The following is a 15,203-nucleotide window of genomic DNA, read 5'->3' on the forward strand; positions in this document are numbered from 1 at the left end:
CACACTAGCAACCCTCCCTCACGCGAACACCCCGCCTGGCTCCGGGGAACCAGGCGGGGTGCGCGGGTGCGGGGAGACTAGTTGTCCGTGGTCTCCTCGTCGGCCTCAGACACGGCCTCAGCCTCAGCCTCAGCCTCAGCTTCGTCAGCCTCAGCCTCAGCCTCAGCCTCGTCAGCCTTGGCCTCCTCGGCCTTCGCCTTCTCGGCCTCCTTGGAGGCGGCGGCGCGGGCGGTGCGGGTCGCCTCGGCGGAGACGGTCTCTTCGAGGACGAGGGAGATGTGGGTCATCGGGGCGTTGTCGCCGGCGCGGTTCTCCAGCTTGATGGAGCGGGTGTAGCCGCCATCGCGGTTGGCGAACTTCGGGGCGAGCTCGTTGAACAGGTACGCGACGATGTCCTTGTTCGGCAGCTCGGCGGCGACGGCGCGGCGGTCGGCCAGCGTGCCCTTCTTGGCCTTGGTGATCAGCTTCTCTGCGTAGGGGCGCAGGACCTTGGCCTTGGCTGCGGTCGTTGTGATGGCTCCGTGCTCGAAGAGGGACTGGGCCAGGTTAGAAACGATGTGCTTCTGGTGGCTGGCGGACCCTCCGAGACGGGCACCCTTCTTAGGGGTAGGCATGTTCGTACTCCTCGTTGCGGTTAGGTGAGCGCGTGCTCGGTGGTGTTACTCGGTCTCGTCCGCGCTGACGTCGACGTAGTCGCCGGTTTCGGCGTCGTAGCCCTCGATCTGAGTCGGGTCGAAATCTTCCGGGGCGTCCTTCAGGGTCAGGCCCAGGGAGGCGAGCTTGATCTTCACCTCATTGATGGACTTCTGGCCGAAGTTGCGGATGTCCAGCAGGTCGCTCTCGGTGCACTCAGCGAGCTCACCCACCGTGTGAATCTCCTGGCGCTTCAGGCAGTTGTAGGAGCGCACGGAGAAGTTCAGGTCCTCGATGGGCAGGTTGTAGGCCGCGATGTACTCGGTCTCCTGCGGGGAGGGGCCAATCTCGATGCCCTCGGCGGCGGTGTTCAGCTCGCGGGCGAGGCCGAACAGCTCGACGAGGGTGGAGCCGGCGGACGCGAGGGCGTCGCGGGCCGTGATGGAGTTCTTGGTCTCCACATCGATCACCAGGCGGTCAAAGTCGGTGCGCTGCTCAACACGGGTGGCCTCCACCTTGTAGGCGACGCGGGTCACCGGGGAGTAGATCTGGTCGACCGGGATGCGGCCGACCTCGCCGCCAGCGCTGGGCACAGCCGGGACGTAGCCGCGGCCGCGCTCGACGATGAGCTCCATCTCGAGGCGCGCCTGCTCGTTGAGCGAGGCGATGTGCAGGTCCGGGTTGTGGACCTCCACCCCGGCGGGCAGCTCAATGTCGCCCGCGGTGACGTCGCCAGGCCCCTGCTTGGACAGGTACATGACCACCGGCTCGTCGGAGTCGGAGGACAGGACAATGTCCTTGACGTTGAGGATGATCTCGGACACGTTCTCCTTGATGCCGTTGATCGTGGTGAACTCGTGGAGCACGCCATCGATCTTGATGGAGGTCACGGCCGCGCCCGGGATGGACGACAGCAGCGTGCGGCGCAAGGAGTTGCCGAGGGTGTAGCCGAAACCGGGCTCGAGCGGCTCGATGACGAACTTCGAACGGTTGGTGTCGATGTATTCCTCGGTCAGCTGGGGGCGCTGCGAGATGAGCATGTGCTTCTCCTTTGTCGGCAACCACTATTTGATGCCGGTAGGAACGGGTGCTGGAAAATTGGAAGATTTCGCGCCTGAGGCGGTGGCCCCGGGCAGGGGTCGCGCCGGCGCGGGGTGAAGTGCCTGTACCTAGGCTACTTCGAGTAAAGCTCGACGATCAGCTGCTCCTGCAGCGGAACCTCGATCTGAGCGCGCTCGGGCAGCTGGTGCACGAGAATGCGCAGGGTCTCCGGCACGACCTGGAGCCAGGCCGGCACGACGGAGTCGACCAGGTTGTCCTGGGCCTCCTCGAACCACAGCATGCCGCGGGACTTCTCGCGGACGTCGACGATGTCGTACTGGGACACGCGGTAGGACGGGACGTTGGTCTTCTTGCCGTTGACCGTGAAGTGGCCGTGGGAGACCAGCTGGCGGGCCTGGCGGCGGGTGCGGGCCAGGCCAGCTCGGTAAACGACGTTGTCCAGGCGGGACTCCAGGAGGATCAGCAGGTTGTCGCCGGTCTTGCCGGGAAGGCGGTTCGCCTCCTCGTAGTAGCGGCGGAACTGCTTCTCCATGACGCCGTAGGTGAAGCGGGCTTTCTGCTTCTCCTGCAGCTGGAGCAGGTACTCGGACTCCTTGATGCGGGCGCGGCCAGCCTGCCCCGGGGGGTAGGGGCGACGCTCGAAGGACAGGTCGCCGCCGACGAGGTCGACGCGGAGGCGACGGGACTTACGGGTAGCAGGGCCGGTATAACGAGCCATGGTGTTTTACCTCTTCCTTTCTGCCTTAAACGCGACGACGCTTCGGCGGACGGCAGCCGTTGAAGGGCTGCGGCGTCACGTCGGAGATCGAGGACACCTCGAGGCCGGCGGCCTGGAGCGAACGGATGGCGGTCTCACGGCCGGAGCCCGGACCCTTGACAAAGACGTCAACCTTCTTCATGCCGTGGTCCATCGCCTTGCGGGCGGCGTTCTCCGCCGCCATCTGGGCTGCGAAGGGGGTGGACTTGCGGGAGCCCTTGAAGCCGACGTGGCCGGAGGACGCCCACGAGATCACGGCACCGTTCGGGTCCGTAATAGACACGATGGTGTTGTTGAACGTGGACTTGATGTATGCGTGGCCAGCGGCCACATTCTTCTTGACGACGCGGCGGCCACCACGGCGCGCGCCGGAACGAGTCTTCGGAGGCATGTGTTACTTCTTCTTTCCTGCGATAGTCTTCTTCGGTCCCTTACGCGTACGCGCGTTCGTCTTGGTGCGCTGACCGCGCACCGGGAGGCCGCGGCGGTGACGCAGACCCTGGTAGGAGCCGATTTCGATCTTGCGGCGGATGTCGGCCTGGACCTCGCGGCGGAGGTCGCCCTCCACGGTGTAGGAGGACTCGATGGCGTCGCGGAGCGCGGCGAGCTGCTCGTCGCTCAGGTTATCCGTGCGCAGGTCAGGAGAAATGCCCGTCTTCTCGAGCAGTTCCTTGGAACGGGTTGCGCCGATTCCGTAGATGTAGGTGAGTGCGATCTCCATGCGCTTGTTGCGCGGAAGATCCACACCAGCGAGACGTGCCATGTGGGACGTACCTTTCAGGTTGTTACGGTGGTTTTCTCCCTACTCGTCCGCGCCACGCGACTCCTTACCCGGCCCTCACCGGATGATGGGTCGTGGTATCGCACGGCTCCGGCCACCGTGGCCGGAGGTAAAAGACGCACACCCGCCGGAGCGGGGATGCGTTTGGGTAAGGAGGCTTGTCTTCTTACTTGTAGCGGTAGGTAATACGCCCGCGGTCCAGGTCGTACGGGGACAGCTCCACGACGACGCGGTCCTCGGGGAGGATACGGATGTAGTGCTGGCGCATCTTGCCGCTGATGTGAGCAAGGACTTCGTGCCCGTTGTCGAGCTCGACACGGAACATAGCGTTCTTCAAGGGCTCGACGATGCGGCCCTCGACCTCAATAGCGCCTTCTTTTGCCATACACTCCACTTCCTCGAGCACCGTTTGTGCTGGTTACGTGCGTATTTCCGGGATTGCTACACCGTGCGCGCGAGCCGGTATCCTCCGCTCGCCGCGCACAGAAACGCTAGTTTATCCCTTTACCAGCACAAACACAAACCCGAGCTGCGGCGCGGGCTAATAGACGTAGACCTTGTCGCCGATCTGCAGGTCGTTGAAGTAGCGCTGCGCGTCTCCGCGGTACATGCGGATGCACCCGTGCGACAGAATCGTGGGGTCACCCTGGTGGAACGCGATGCCGTTGTTGGTGAAGTACGTGGCGTACGGCATCGGCGCGTTGCCAAACTCCCAGGAAATCTCGTCCTTGACCTTGCGGTTGACATAGAAGGTGCCGCGGGGCGTCTCGTACCCCGGCTTGCCCGGCCCGATCGTCGCCGCCTGGTAGTACATCGTGCCGCCCTGCTGCAACCACGACCGGCGCCCATCGATGTCGATGCAGGCCTTCGCGTCCTTCGGGCAGGGGCCGTAGTCAAAAGCCGGCGCGGCGGGCGCCGGAGCCGGGGCCGCCGGGGCCGGCGCAGGTGCCGGCGCCGGGGCGGGCTTCGGGGTGCGCTGGGCGATCAGCCCGGGAAAGAACGTCTCCACCGCCTGATCGATCGCCGCCTTCGCCTGCGCCGGCGCCTGCGGGTTGATCGCCCCCAGGGCCTCCGCCTGCTGGATCAGCGTGGTGCGGGTGTTCCACGCCGCGTCCTGCGCCGCCTGATCCTGCTGCTTCGCCAGCTGTTCGAAGGCGGAGTTCACCTGGCCCACGAAACCCTGGAGGCTTCCGGCCGAGGAAGCGGAGCTGAGCTACTCCAGGGGAAGGGTCTGAGCCTCGGCCTGCGCGGCGAAGAGGGAGGCCGTCAGCCCCGCAAGCACAGCGGCGCTCGCAATGCGGCGGGTCGTCTGCGAGGGTTTCGAGTGGCGCGGAATGTACGACATGCGCTCAGTATAACGCCCCCTCCGTTACATTTCGGAGTTTCGCCCCCTCCGCGCGCACTCAGACAGGACGCGGAGTGAGGATGCGCGGGCCCTGCGCCGTCGCCGCAACCGTGTGCTCCCAGTGAGCGGCGGGCGCCTTGTCGCGCGTCACCACGGTCCAGTCGTCGTCGCACACCTCGCTGTCGGTTCCGCCCCCGAGGATGAGCATCGGCTCGATCGCGAGCACGGAGCCCTCCTGGATCCGGGGACCGCGGTGCGGGCGCCCCTCGTTCGGCAGAAAGGGGTCTTCGTGCATGCTGTGGCCAATTCCGTGCCCGCCGTAGCCGTCGAGGATCCCCAGGGCGACGCCGAAGCGCTCTTCGGCCCGCCGTGTCGCCACCTCGAGCGCGTGCGAGACATCCGTCAGCCGGTTGCCGGGCACCATCGCCTTCATCCCCTCGGCGAGGACCCACTCGGTCGCACGATTGAGCTTATCGACGTCCGGCGCAAGCGCCCCGACCCCGAACGACCACGCGGAGTCCCCCACCCACCCGTCGAGGGTGGCGCCGCAATCGATGGAGACGAGGTCGCCCTCCTCGAGCACGGTGGCGGCGTCGGGGATCCCGTGCACCACCACGTCGTTCACCGAGGCGCAGATGGAGGCGGGGAAACCCTCGTAGCCGAGAAACGTCGGCGTGGCGCCGTGGCTACGGATGACCTCTTCGGCCACCCGGTCCAGCTCCTGGGTGCTCACGCCGGGCGCCGCGGCCTCGCGCACCTTCACCAGGGCCTCCCCCACGACGCGGCCTGCGGCCTCCATGGCGTCGAGCTCGCTCGGGGTCTTGGCCGGGATTGCACGGCGGCGAAAAACCACTGAGTGTTGTCTCCTTTGTGGCGTCGGTAAGCGAGAAGCTGTTACTTGCCCAGCTTCTCCATTGCTCGCGCGTTGACGTCGTCGACATCGCCGACGGCGTCGATGTTGATGATGGCGTCGCCGTAGTGCTCGATCAGCGGGGCTGTCTCGTCACGGTAGACCCCGAGGCGGGTGCGGATGGTCTCCTCGTTGTCGTCGGCGCGGCCGCGGGCGAGCATGCGCTCGACGACGACCTCCTCTGCCACGACGAAGTTCAGCACACCGTCGAGCTCGACGCCTTTGTTGCGGAGCAGATCGGCGAGGATCTCCGCCTGCTCCACGGTGCGGGGGAAGCCGTCGAGGAGGAAACCGTCCTTCGCATCGTCCTCGTTGAGGCGGGCTTCGACCATGCGGGCGGTGACGTCGGTGGGAACGAGCTTACCGGCGTCAATGTACTGCTTCGCCTCAACACCCAGCGGGGTGCCCTCCCCGATGTTGGCGCGGAACAGGTCGCCGGTGGAGATGTGGGGCACGCCGAGCTTTTCGGAGAGAATCGCTGCCTGGGTGCCTTTGCCAGCACCGGGAGGGCCAAGGAGAACAAGACGCATTATCGCAAGAGTCCTTCGTAGTTGGATTGCAGAAGTTGAGATTCGATTTGCTTGACCGTGGTCAGGGCCACGGACACCATAATCAGGATAGCCGTGCCGCCGAACGCGGTCATACCCATGTTGCCCGCGCCAGTGATGCCCGCGTCGAGCGCCAGGTTCGGCAGAATTGCGATGAGCGCGAGGTAGAGCGCGCCCACGAACAGCAGGCGGTTCATGACAAACCCGAGGTACTGCGCCGTCGGCCGGCCCGGGCGGATGCCGGGGATGAAGCCGCCGTACTTCTTCATGTTGTCCGCCTGCTCCACCGGGTCGTACTGGATGGAGACGTAGAAGTACGAGAAGAAGATGATCATGGCGAAGTACGCCACGATGTACTGCCACGACGCCGGGTTCTGCAGCCACGACATCACGTTGTTCATCCACCAGTTATCCGGCGGGGTGGGGTTGTTCATCGTGACAATCTGGGTGATCAGCACCGGCACGTACATCAGCGAGGAGGCGAAGATGACGGGGATGACGCCGGCCTGGTTGACCTTGAGCGGCAGATAGGTCGAGGACCCGCCGTACTGGCGGCGACCCACCATGCGCTTCGCGTACTGCACCGGAATGCGGCGCTGGCCCTGCTCCATGAAGATAATGCCCACGACCAGCACGATGACGGCCGCGATGACCAGGCCGAAGGTGAGTCCGCCCGCCTGGGTCAGGATGTTCGCGCCCTGCGCCGGCAGCTGGGTCGCGATACCGGCGAAAATGAGCAGCGACATACCGTTGCCGACGCCCTTTTCGGTGATGATCTCGCCGAGCCACATGATGAGCACCGCGCCCGACGTCATGACGATGATCATCATGATCAGCGTCCACGCGGAGCGGTCCTCGACGAGGACCGGGGTTCCAGCGCCGAGGAGCTGCTCACGGTCAGCCAGGGCGACGATGCCGGCGGACTGCAGCAGCGCCAGCCCCACCGTGAGGTAGCGCGTGTACTGCGTCATCTTGGTCTGGCCGGCCTGCCCCTCCTTCTTCAGCTCTTCGAACTTCGGGATGACCACGGTGAGCAGTTGCACGATGATCGACGCCGTAATGTACGGCATGATACCGATGGCGAAGATCGACAGCTGCAGCAGCGCGCCGCCCGAGAACAGGGAGATGATCGAGAACATCGTCGCCGCGTCGCCGTCCTCGAGATCGCTGAGGCGCTGGCTAATCAGCCCGTAGTCCACACCGGGCGTGGGGATTTGCGCACCGATCCGGTACAGGATGATCAACGCGATCGTGATAAGGATCTTTTTGCGCAGATCCGGGTCTTTAAACGCCTGAACAATAGCGGACACTAAGCCTCCTGGCTCCTCCCCCGGCCGGCGGGAGAATAGGACGTACTGCTGCAGCGACGGCCGGGGCGCGACCCCGGTCCGGCTGAATTGACCCCCCTACCTTACCAGCCGCCCCCGCGAGAGCCACCTCGCCCGTCCCCTTTGTACTTTTCCCCCAGTTTTTTGTCAGTTACTGCGCGGCGAGCACAGCACAGCACCGCTGCGCACAGCACAACTCCCCGCCGCGCTCACAGTGAGCGCGACGGGGAGTCAGCGTGTCTGCTTTACTTGTCGTCTTCGGCCGGAACCTCGGAGCCCGCGATGGACGCGGTCTCGGTCAGCGGATCGGAGGGAAGCATGCCCTTGGCGTCCGCAGCGTCGGCCTTCTGCGCGCCGGAGCGCGGGTTGAAGGACTCCTCGGTGACGGAGCCGCCCGCTGCCTCGATCTTCTCGACGGCAGACTTGGAGAACTTCGTCGCGGTGACGTCGAGCTTGACGCTCAGGTCGCCGTTACCGAGAACCTTGACCGGCTGGTTCTTGCGCACCAGGCCGGCGGCGACGATGTCCGCGACGGCGATCGAGCCGCCGTTGGGGAACTTCTCGGCCAGGTCGGCGACGTTGACAACCTGGTACTCGACGCGGTTCGGGTTCTTGAAGCCCTTGAGCTTCGGCAGACGCATGTGCAGCGGCATCTGGCCACCCTCGAAAGCAGCGGAAACCTGCTTACGAGCACCGGTGCCCTTCGTACCGCGGCCGGCGGTCTTGCCCTTGGAGGCCTCACCGCGGCCGACGCGGGTCTTGGCCTTGTTGGCGCCCTGTGCCGGGCGCAGATCATGGAGCTTGATGATGTCAGCCATGGTGTATCTACTCCCCTGCAACTTCTTCAACGGTGACGAGGTGGCGCACCTTGAGAATCTGGCCGCGGGTGGCAGCGTTGTCCTGCTTGACAACGGACTGGCCAATCTTGCGCAGGCCCAGCGCCTCGAGGTTCTTCCGGGTGACCGGCTTCTCGCCAACCTTGCCGTGGTGCAACGTGATCTTCAGTGCCATTGTGCTTTAGGCCTCCTGTCCTGCGCGGGCGCGCAGCATACGGGCCGGGGCGACGTCCTCGATGGACTTGCCGCGCTTCGCGGCGACCTCCTCCGGGCGCACGAGCTCCTTCAGGCCGGCAACGGTGGCCTGGACCACGTTGAGGGCGTTGTCGGAGCCGAGCGACTTGGCAAGGATGTCCTGGACGCCAGCGCACTCGAGCACGGGGCGCACGGCGCCACCGGCGATGACACCGGTACCAGGGGCGGCGGGGCGGAGCATGACGATGCCCGCGGCGGCCTCGGCCTGGACCGGGTGGGGGATGGTGCCGCCGATCATCGGGACGCGGAAGAAGTTCTTGCGAGCCTCCTCGGCGCCCTTCTGGATAGCGGCGGGAACTTCGCGCGCCTTGCCGTAGCCGACGCCCACCATGCCCTGGCCGTCGCCGACGACGACGAGCGCGGTGAAGGACATGTTGCGGCCGCCCTTGACGGTCTTGGCAACGCGGTTGATGGTGATGACGCGCTCGATGTACTTGTCGCGCTCGTCGTTCTGGTGGCGACGGTCGTCGCGGCGACCGCGGCCGCCACGCCCGTTGTCGCGGTTGTTGTTGTGGTTGTCGGCGGAGCGTCCGCCGTCACGCCGTTCACGTTCGGCCATTACGCGATCCTTCCGTTGGTGATGTTGAGTGCGGTGATCATTAGAACTTCAGACCACCTTCACGAGCTGCGTCAGCGAGGGCCGCGATGCGGCCGTGGTACTTGTAGCCAGCGCGGTCGAAGACAACCGACTCGATGCCGGCGGCCTTGGCGCGCTCAGCGGCGAGCTGGCCAACCTTGGCAGCCTTGTCCTTCTTGTCGCCCTCGAGGGTGCGCACGTCCTGCTCCATGGAGGAGGCGGAGACGAGCGTGTGGCCTGCGAGGTCGTCGATGATCTGGACGTGCATGTGGCGAGACGAGCGGTGCACGACGAGACGCGGGGTCTCCGGGGTGCCGCGCAGGGTCTTGCGGATGCGGTTGTGGCGGCGCACGCGTGCTTCGCGGCGGCGCGAGGAGATGTCGCGGCCGACCGGGGTGCGCTTGGTGTTTTCTGCAGTGTTGCTCATGATTACTTACCCGTCTTTCCGACCTTGCGGCGAACCTGCTCGCCTGCGTAGCGGATGCCCTTGCCCTTGTACGGGTCATCCTTGCGCAGTCGGCGGATGTTAGCCGCGATCTGGCCAACCTGCTGCTTGTCAATGCCCTCGATCGAGAACTTGGTGTTGCCGTCGACGGCGAAGGTGATTCCCTCCGGCGCCTCGATCAGGATGGGGTGCGAGTAGCCCAGGGAGAACTCGAGGTCCTTGCCCTTGAGCTGGACACGGTAACCAACACCGAAGACCTCCATGTCGATCTTGTAGCCCTCGGTCACGCCGACAACGAGGTTGTTGACGAGCGAGCGGGACAGACCGTGCAGAGCGCGGTTGGTGCGGTGGTCGTCCGGGCGGGACACCACAATCTCGTTGTCCTCAACGGACGCGGTGATCGGGCTGGGCAGCTCAATCCCAAGGGTTCCCTTCGGGCCCTTGACCTGAACGCTCTGGCCGTTGATCGTGGTCTCGACGCCATTCGGAATGGCGATGGGTGCTTTACCTACACGCGACATAGTCTTTACAACCTCCCTTTACCAGACGTAGGCGAGGACTTCCCCACCTACGCCCTTCTCCTGGGCCTGACGGTCGGTCAGCAGGCCGTGCGACGTGGAGATGATGGCCACGCCAAGGCCGCCAAGAACCTGCGGCAGGTCGTTCGACTTTGCGTACACGCGCAGACCCGGCTTGGACACGCGACGCAGCCCAGCGATGGACGCCTCGCGGGTCGGACCGTACTTGAGGTCGAGGGTGAGCTGCTTGCCCACCTTCGCGTCCTCAACCTTGTAGTCAGCGATGTAGCCCTCCTGCTTCAAGATCTCGGCGATGTTCGCCTTGATCTTGGAGGAAGGCATGGACACGGTCTCGTGGTGCGCGTTGTTTGCGTTGCGCACGCGAGACAGCATGTCCGCGATCGGATCAGTCATGGTCATAGTGCGACCGTTTGCCTTTCTCGTTGCGGTTCCCTGAACCCACCTCGACGCAGCACAAGCTGCCGTCGCGTTTACCGTGTGGTTTGTCGGGGGCTACTCCACGCTCCCCACGCTCAGTAACGTGGGGCGCTCGCCGCCGCCCTTTCACCCGGTCCGCATGTTGGCGGGGGGCCTGCAACAAAGTTGGATGTTCACATGTACGACGGATGCGCGCGCGAGCATGCCGGCGCGCAAGTCCACCGCACTACCCTACCGGTCCGCGCTCGAATGCCAAAATCGCTTCTCGACGCCCACCCTTCCGCACCGGGGACTCGCCTTAAGGAACCAGAAGCGTGTGGAAGTAGGTCGTCTGCGTCTCGTTGAAGTTGTCGTCCGACACGACGATGAGGGTGCGCCGGCCGTCCTCGCTGCGCGGCCCCCACGCGAGGCCTTCCACGTTGTCCGGGTGCGGCCTCACGCTGGCGAAGTCGAAGACCCGGTTCTTTGCCACCGGCGTTTCGTCGCCGGTGAGCGCGTCGAGGGTGAGCACGTCGGTCGCCCCGCGGAGGTCGAGCTTGTAGATCTCCGCCTTGTTCTCCCCGTTCTCCCCGAGGTCCTCGAAGAAGCCGCGCTCGAGCATGTAGAGGTCGCCGTTGTCGTCCGCCAGCAGCGAGGTCGCACCCCGGCCCGCCTCGACCTGGACGACGTACTCGCGGGTCGGTGTGCCAGTGGCGAGGTCGTAGAAGGTCACGCGGTTGCGCGACGGGTTGACCTCGGAGTTTCGCGGGCCGTCCTGGGCAAGGGCGTCCTCGTTGACCGTGACGGCGGTGGTGCCGTCGGCAAGCACTGCCATGCCCTCGGGGCCATTGTTGTGATAGATGCCGCGGGTGGACAGTCCGTTGGGCACGTGGTGGTGGGGCACGGCGATGCGGCGGACTTCCGCGCCGTCGGGCGTGGACTCGATGAGCTGCGGCGGTGCGACGCGGCCAGGCGTGGCGTTGCCCTCGGTAGTCCACAGCAGGTTGCCGTTGGGCAGGACGCGGATCTCCTCCGGGTCCATGTATTCGGAGTACGGCTGGCCCTGCGGGTCAGTGAACACAACCGCGTCGCCCATCGCGAAGGTTGTGTGGTCTGTGATGGTAAAGCGGTACGCGCGGACCGGGCCGTGCTCGCCCTTGTCGTCAGAGATGACAATGTAGCGCCCCGGTGCAACCTCGTCGATGCCGCTAAATCCGCCGGCAGCCTCGTGAGGGTTGACCGCGCTGAAGTTGAAGCTGTGGAGGTGCTCGCCGGGCGCGGGGGCCGGGTCGGACGGCTGCGGCGCGCCGCCCCGCGAAGAGCCCCCACTAAGCGCCGAACCCTCACCGCGTGCGGAGCCGATGCCAAGCGAAGAGCCGACAGCCAGCGAGGAACCGGCGGCGGGCAGCGCGCTGCCGATCGCTGGGGCCGGGGTGAGCGCGACAGCGGCGGCGACGGCTCCAGCGAACGCGGAGAAGCCGAGGCTGCGGATGACGCTTAGAGCGGAACGGGACATGGTTCCTCCGGTGGGGGGCAGAAGACGTCGGAGAACGCTGTTCAGTCTAGGAGCCTGCCGCGACACCGCAACCGGAACGGCCCTCGAGCCCAGCTGCGCCTGCGCGAAAACGCTCGCCTGCGCGAACAGGCCCGTGCGTGGAGGCTAGAAGGGCAGCGTCACCCCGGCGTTGCGCAGCAGCGGAAGCAGGGACACCGTCACGCCGCCGAGCGCGGCGAGGACGACCGCGACAATCGCGGCGATCGTTCCTTCCGGCGAGGTGATGCCGGAGCCGTGGACACCGGAGCTCGATCCCTCTCCGGCGCCGGGCGCGACGAGGCCGCTCGACAGGGGCAGGCTGGATAGGGCGGAACTCAGGTCGACGGCCGAGGAGCCCTCGTTCCCGTTCCAGTTCGTGCACAGCGTCGATGCGTCCAGCTCTCGCCCGTGGAAGCGGTCCATCAGGAACGGGATGCCGAAGGACCCGCCCGACACCGACTGCGCGACGTGGTTGTACTCGCCGATGGGGCCGATCTCGGGGATGATGTCGTCGCGGTAGTAGACGGGAACACCCTTGCCGCACCACGCGCGCGCGAGATCCTTGGCTTGGCCGTAGGCCACGTTGCGGTCGAAGCGGCCGGAGACGATCATGACCGGGACCTTCGGCGCCCCGTTGCCGATGCGCTGGTCGGCGATGGCCTGCTGCGCCTCGGGGGACTCGGCGACGAGCTCGCTGAGCGAGCGCCCGCCCGTGATCCACTCGCGCGTCGTGTCGTAGCCGTACTTCTCCATGATTTCGTCGGTGCACATCCCGGAGAGAGTGTCGAGGGCTTCGCGCCCCGTCTCGTTGACGTTGTCCGCGATGATCTTTTCCAGGCCGGGGTAGCGGCGCACGAGACCGTTGACGGAGAAGCCGATCGCCCCGGACAGGTCGGAGCCGTCGATGTTGGCCATCACGGCGTTCAGGTCGGCCGGCGGGGCCGAGGCGTAGGCGCCCACGAGGTTGAGATCCGGCGCGTATTCGGGCTGCGCCTCCGCCGCGGCGGTCGAGGCTCCGCCGCCCTGGGAGTGCCCGTAGAGGCCGACGGCGCCGAACGTCTCTCCCCGGCTTTCCACGAGGTTGCGCGCGGCGCGGGCGGCGTCGAGCATCGCGTGCGCCTGGTCCAGGCGGTTCATGTAGGTGTGGGTTCCCGGTGTGCCCATGCCGATGAGGTCGGTGACCACGACGCGCACGCCCTGGTTGGCGAACATCATGTCGTAGAGGCCCTCGAGGTTGACAAAACGCCCCGTGTACACCGGGTCCGGCTGCCCGTCGAGGGGCCAGTTCCGGGAGGGCGCGCACTGGTCGCCCTGGCCGACGGTTCCGCGCACGACCACGAGCGTGGGGCGCGGCCCTTCGCCGCGCCACGGCACCGTGGGCTCGAGGACGTAGCCCGTCACCGGCTCGAGCTTGCCCTCCGCGTTCGTAGTGGTGTACATGATCTTGTCCACCTGGTCGGGCAGGGCGAGGTCGTTGTCGCCGAAGAGCCCGGAGTAGGGCGCGGTCGCGTGCCGCAGGATCTCGCCGGCCTTCGCGGGAGTGACGGTGCTGGTGTCGTAGAAGGGGTCGGCGCTGCCCGCTTCCACTGTGCCGGTGGTCACTTTCGACGACCCGACGCTCGAGCCTTTGAGGGAGCTGCCTTCCTCGGCTCCGGCGGGCGAGACCATGCTCAGCGTCAGAGCAGCGGTCGCCGCAGTCGCCGTGAGTACCGTTCCCCGGCGCGCGAGGAAACGTCGATTGATAGCTTTCATCTTTGCCCCACTTTCTTTTGATCGATTTTGATCGGAAAATGCTTAGCGGTACAATAACGTAGCAAAGTGATCGACAACACATATTCGTGGTTTTTTATCCGCACCTGGGTGTGCGCGCCTACCCCCGCCTACCCCCGCTCACGACGGCAGCGCGGGTCGCGAGCGCACCCGGTCCTGCCCCAGGTCAGTGCTGTCGCCCGCGCGCACGCCGTGACCGTAGGCGTGCCCGTCGATAATCCCGCGCGGGCGTGAAGTGCCGATGAGCAGATCGTTCGCTGCGGCGAAGGCGTCTCGTGCGTCTTCGGCGCGGTGCAGGTCCCCCACGAGCGCGAGGGCGTAACGGTCGTCGCCGCACGCCACCGTGTCCTCAGCGGTGCTGAGCCGTTCCCCCACCGCGCTGGCGAAACCGATCATGAAGGAACGCCGCTGCACCACGGTCGCCGCCTCAAAGCTTTCCTGGCGTGCGTGCCTGCGCGCCCCGGTCAGCATCACCGGGTTGAGCAGCGTGTACAGCATCTCGGCGCGCTCGAGGTGGCGGCGGGCGCCGAAGACCGAGGCCTCCACCACGCGCGTCGTGTTCGGGGCGCGCTTCACAAACCCCGTGCAATGCAGCGCGCTGGCGATAGCCATGAGCAGCCCCGCCTGCCTATCCGTGTACGCGCCCGAGAAGCTGAAGGTCCGCCGCTCCACCTCGTCGCCGGCATCCGGCCTCTCGAGGTCGCGCTCCTCAAAGCCGTAGGCCGCCATGTACTCGAAGGCCTTGGCGTAGAACAGGTCCCCCTCCGGCGTGCCGTCGCGGTCCGCCGCGTGGTCGAGCAGCTTGCGCACCTTCTGCTTGACCTTGTCGATGTCTCTCATACTTCCCCCCGTGATATGCAGGCCGCGCCGCGTGTCGGTGCGGCTGGCTCCGTTATAGCCAGCCGCACCGACATCGCCCCGCCGGCACCGCCCCTCCCTGTGGATAACCCCCGCGCGGGCCTCCCGCCTGTGGATAACGAACACCACGGGGCATAGGGTTGGTGTATGGCTCATTCACGTCCCCAGCTCCGCGGCGAGGGGTTTCGCTCCCTGCTGCCCATGGTGAAGTACTCCTCGCAGAACACCCCCGAGCAGTACCGCCATCTGGTGTCCCTTCGCGCCTCCGTGCTCAACGACTGCCGGGCGTGCATCACCACCCACCGCCGCGACGCGCGCGACGACGGCTGGTCGCACGAGCGCATCCTGCGCGCCGAGGACTGGACGAACCACACCGACGCCTTCGACGACTCGGAGACCGCCGCGCTGCGCCTGACGGACGCCGTCACGCACATCGACGGGGAGGCCTCCGTGCCGGACGAGCTCTGGGACCGCACCGTGGAGCTGTTCGGCGAGGACGGCGCGCACAACCTGCTGGTGAGCATCCTGGCGATCAACACGTTTAACCGACTGAGCATCACCACCCGCACCGACCCGCACTCCATCAAGGGCACCACCGACTTCGACCTCGACTACAGCGCGCACTAACC

At 66.2% G+C, this 15,203-nt stretch carries 20 protein-coding genes and 1 pseudogene; 1 reads left to right on the top strand and 20 read right to left on the bottom strand.

The features are described 5' to 3' along the window. Positions 1-77 precede the first annotated feature (77 nt). The 20 genes and pseudogenes from rplQ to BLT81_RS08695 all read right to left on the bottom strand — a co-directional run bounded on the left by rplQ (position 78) and on the right by BLT81_RS08695 (position 14,556). Entirely contained in the window at positions 78-614 is a 537-nt protein-coding gene (gene rplQ, locus BLT81_RS08605; protein ID WP_019193984.1) for a 50S ribosomal protein L17, read from the bottom strand. A gap of 45 nt (positions 615-659) precedes the next feature. Further along, positions 660-1,673: a DNA-directed RNA polymerase subunit alpha gene (locus tag BLT81_RS08610; RefSeq protein ID WP_019193983.1), complete on the bottom strand. Its 1,014-nt coding sequence runs from the start codon at positions 1,671-1,673 to the stop codon at positions 660-662. 134 nt (positions 1,674-1,807) lie between these two features. Next, a complete protein-coding gene (gene rpsD / locus BLT81_RS08615; RefSeq protein ID WP_019193982.1) occupies positions 1,808-2,413 on the bottom strand; it encodes a 30S ribosomal protein S4 in 606 nt (201 codons plus the stop codon). Between the two features lie 25 nt (positions 2,414-2,438). Beyond that, on the bottom strand, positions 2,439-2,843 hold the full coding sequence (gene rpsK, locus BLT81_RS08620) for a 30S ribosomal protein S11 (protein WP_019193981.1): 405 nt from the start codon (positions 2,841-2,843) through the stop codon (positions 2,439-2,441). A gap of 3 nt (positions 2,844-2,846) precedes the next feature. Beyond that, complete coding sequence (gene rpsM / locus BLT81_RS08625) at positions 2,847-3,215, bottom strand: 30S ribosomal protein S13 (protein ID WP_019193980.1); 369 nt, start codon at positions 3,213-3,215, stop codon at positions 2,847-2,849. Between the two features lie 184 nt (positions 3,216-3,399). Further along, the gene (gene infA, locus BLT81_RS08630) at positions 3,400-3,618 is read right to left on the bottom strand and encodes a translation initiation factor IF-1 (RefSeq protein ID WP_019193979.1); all 219 of its coding nucleotides are present in this window, start codon (positions 3,616-3,618) and stop codon (positions 3,400-3,402) included. A 156-nt stretch (positions 3,619-3,774) separates the two neighbouring features. Beyond that, positions 3,775-4,398 (bottom strand): L,D-transpeptidase, encoded by a 624-nt coding sequence (locus BLT81_RS08635; RefSeq protein WP_331271098.1) that lies wholly within the window; start codon positions 4,396-4,398, stop codon positions 3,775-3,777. Positions 4,399-4,446: 48 nt separating this feature from the next. Then, positions 4,447-4,578 (bottom strand): hypothetical protein, encoded by a 132-nt coding sequence (locus tag BLT81_RS13285; protein ID WP_019193977.1) that lies wholly within the window; start codon positions 4,576-4,578, stop codon positions 4,447-4,449. Between the two features lie 58 nt (positions 4,579-4,636). Next, complete coding sequence (gene map, locus BLT81_RS08640; RefSeq protein ID WP_019193976.1) at positions 4,637-5,431, bottom strand: type I methionyl aminopeptidase; 795 nt, start codon at positions 5,429-5,431, stop codon at positions 4,637-4,639. Positions 5,432-5,472: 41 nt separating this feature from the next. After that, entirely contained in the window at positions 5,473-6,018 is a 546-nt protein-coding gene (locus BLT81_RS08645; RefSeq protein ID WP_019193975.1) for an adenylate kinase, read from the bottom strand. Further along, complete coding sequence (secY, locus tag BLT81_RS08650; protein WP_019193974.1) at positions 6,018-7,346, bottom strand: preprotein translocase subunit SecY; 1,329 nt, start codon at positions 7,344-7,346, stop codon at positions 6,018-6,020. The genes BLT81_RS08645 and secY overlap by 1 nt, the downstream gene beginning before the upstream one ends. Before the next feature lie 398 nt (positions 7,347-7,744). Beyond that, positions 7,745-8,182: pseudogene (rplO, locus tag BLT81_RS08655) on the bottom strand (50S ribosomal protein L15); the annotation flags it as partial. 7 nt (positions 8,183-8,189) lie between these two features. Further along, entirely contained in the window at positions 8,190-8,375 is a 186-nt protein-coding gene (gene rpmD, locus BLT81_RS08660) for a 50S ribosomal protein L30 (RefSeq protein WP_019193972.1), read from the bottom strand. Between the two features lie 6 nt (positions 8,376-8,381). Beyond that, positions 8,382-9,014 carry a 30S ribosomal protein S5 gene (gene rpsE / locus BLT81_RS08665; RefSeq protein ID WP_019193971.1) on the bottom strand — a complete coding sequence of 211 codons (633 nt, stop codon included), beginning with the start codon at positions 9,012-9,014 and terminating at the stop codon, positions 8,382-8,384. Positions 9,015-9,054: 40 nt separating this feature from the next. Beyond that, complete coding sequence (gene rplR / locus BLT81_RS08670; protein WP_019193970.1) at positions 9,055-9,459, bottom strand: 50S ribosomal protein L18; 405 nt, start codon at positions 9,457-9,459, stop codon at positions 9,055-9,057. Between the two features lie 2 nt (positions 9,460-9,461). Further along, entirely contained in the window at positions 9,462-9,998 is a 537-nt protein-coding gene (gene rplF / locus BLT81_RS08675; RefSeq protein ID WP_019193969.1) for a 50S ribosomal protein L6, read from the bottom strand. 18 nt (positions 9,999-10,016) lie between these two features. Continuing rightward, positions 10,017-10,415, bottom strand: a complete 399-nt coding sequence (gene rpsH / locus BLT81_RS08680) for a 30S ribosomal protein S8 (RefSeq protein ID WP_019193968.1) — start codon at positions 10,413-10,415, stop codon at positions 10,017-10,019. 316 nt (positions 10,416-10,731) lie between these two features. After that, positions 10,732-11,928, bottom strand: a complete 1,197-nt coding sequence (locus BLT81_RS08685; protein ID WP_019193967.1) for an esterase-like activity of phytase family protein — start codon at positions 11,926-11,928, stop codon at positions 10,732-10,734. A gap of 144 nt (positions 11,929-12,072) precedes the next feature. Continuing rightward, positions 12,073-13,614: a lipase family protein gene (locus tag BLT81_RS08690; RefSeq protein WP_019193966.1), complete on the bottom strand. Its 1,542-nt coding sequence runs from the start codon at positions 13,612-13,614 to the stop codon at positions 12,073-12,075. A 222-nt stretch (positions 13,615-13,836) separates the two neighbouring features. Next, positions 13,837-14,556: a DUF2786 domain-containing protein gene (locus tag BLT81_RS08695; protein ID WP_019193965.1), complete on the bottom strand. Its 720-nt coding sequence runs from the start codon at positions 14,554-14,556 to the stop codon at positions 13,837-13,839. A 165-nt stretch (positions 14,557-14,721) separates the two neighbouring features. On the opposite strand from BLT81_RS08695, the gene BLT81_RS08700 reads away from it, so the two are divergent. After that, positions 14,722-15,201, top strand: coding sequence for a carboxymuconolactone decarboxylase family protein (locus BLT81_RS08700; RefSeq protein ID WP_019193964.1), 480 nt, complete (start codon positions 14,722-14,724; stop codon positions 15,199-15,201). The last annotated feature ends 2 nt before the right edge of the window (positions 15,202-15,203 follow it).

It is taken from the genome of Corynebacterium timonense, assembly GCF_900105305.1.
Taxonomy (GTDB): Bacteria; Actinomycetota; Actinomycetes; order Mycobacteriales; family Mycobacteriaceae; genus Corynebacterium; species Corynebacterium timonense.